2 protein-coding genes are annotated in these 1589 nt (G+C 65.5%); both read right to left on the bottom strand.

The features are described from left to right. Window positions 1-242 precede the first annotated feature (242 nt). Window positions 243-1211 (bottom strand): ABC transporter substrate-binding protein, encoded by a 969-nt coding sequence (locus AQJ64_RS44705; RefSeq protein WP_055638701.1) that lies wholly within the window; start codon window positions 1209-1211, stop codon window positions 243-245. A 13-nt stretch (window positions 1212-1224) separates the two neighbouring features. Beyond that, on the bottom strand, window positions 1225-1589 hold a 365-nt coding region (locus AQJ64_RS44700; protein ID WP_159060376.1), incomplete at its 5' end, for an ABC transporter permease subunit.

Below are 1589 nucleotides of genomic sequence, written 5' to 3'. Positions count from 1 at the left end.
CATCAAACCGGCCCGGCCGGTTCAGTTGCTGTCTACGCAACGTACTTCGAGTTACGCAACTCAATGTGCCCGCCCCGGAGAGGGGGTGTCAAGGGGTCCGTGACGTCGGAAAACGGGTGGAGACGCAGCTCAGCAAGGGCCTGGACATGGCGATACCCGGTGGGCGACGCGCCGGGATCGCGCGCCGCCCACCGGGTATGTTCGACCGTCCTGGATACGGGACTACCGCCTTGGACAGAGGACTACTTGAGCCAGGCCTTCACCCTGTCGGCGTTGGCGTCGACCCACTTCTTGGCGGCCGCGTCGGGGGTCATCTTCTCCTCCGCGATGTACTTGGCCACCAGGTTCTGGTCGTCGTTCGTCCAGGTGAAGTTCTTCACCAGGTCGTAGGCGGGGCTGCCGGACTTGGCGAACTTCGCGCTGACGATCTTGTCCAGGTCGTAGACGGGGTAGTCGCAGGCGACCTTCGCGGCGTCGGCGTCACAGCCGTCGGTGTACTTGGGCAGGTTGACCTTGACGAGCGGGACCTCGGACAGGAACCACTGCGGCTCGTAGAAGTAGCCGATCACCCATTCCTTGTCCTTCTCCGCCTTGCGGAAGGCCTGGATGAGCGCCGTCTCACTGCCCGCGTACACGACCTTGAAGTCCAGCTTCAGGTTCTTCACCAGCGCCTCGTCGTTGGTGACGTACGACGGGTCGCCGTCCAGGAGCTGGCCCTTGCCGCCCGACTCCGAGGTCTTGAAGTTGGCCGCGTACTTGTTCAGGCTCTCCCAGTTCGTGATGTCCGGGTGCGCCTTCGCCAGCCACGGCGGCACGTACCAGCCGATGATGCCCTTGTTGCCGGTCGAGCCGGCCTCCACGGCGGTCTTCTGGTCGGTGATGTACTTCTTCTTCAGGTCGTCGTGGCCCCAGTTCTCCAGGACCGCGTCGACCTCGCCGGTTCCGAAGCCCTGCCAGGCGATCTCTTCCTTGAGGTCCTTCTTGTTGACCGTACAGCCGAGGTCGTGCTGTGCGACGTACGCGACGACCGCCGCGTCCGCCTCGTAACCCACCCAGGGGTTGACCGCGAGGTTGAAGGTCCCGCACTTGCCGGAACCGCCCGAGCTGCCCGAACCAGAGGAGTCCTCGCCGACCTTCGCGCCACCGCACGCGGTGAGGGTGAGGCCGAGGACGGCCAGGCCGGCCGCGCCGGCACGCCAGTGTCTTGCCATGGTGTCCTGCTCCTTATGCGCTCGCGCGTCGCGCCGCTGCCTGAGTGATCCGGTCGAACATGACGCCGAGAAGGACGATGGCGAGACCCGCCGCCAGTCCCTTCCCGTACAGCTGGCCCTGCGAGAAACCGGCCACGACGTCGTAGCCGAGGGCACCCGCCCCCACCAGGCCGCCCACCACAACCATCGACAGCACGTAGATCAGACCCTGATTCGTCGCAAGGGTCAGAGCACTGCGTGACATCGGCAGTTGAACCTTGGTGATGATCTGCCAGGTGTTGCACCCGGCCGAGGTCGCCGCCTCCACCGTCGCCTCCGGCACCGCCCGCACCCCATCAGCGATGATCTTCATCGCCACCGGCGCCGCGTACACGATCG

The sequence above is a fragment of the Streptomyces griseoruber genome (assembly GCF_001514205.1).
Lineage (GTDB): Bacteria > Actinomycetota > Actinomycetes > Streptomycetales > Streptomycetaceae > Streptomyces > Streptomyces griseoruber.
This window is presented reverse-complemented; position numbering and strand designations above follow the sequence as displayed.

Excerpts from the sequence above, each read along its gene's own strand:
- AQJ64_RS44705 (WP_055638701.1), bottom strand. The coding sequence starts at position 1,211 with ATGGCAAGACACTGGCGTGCCGGCGCGGCCGGCCTGGCCGTCCTCGGC.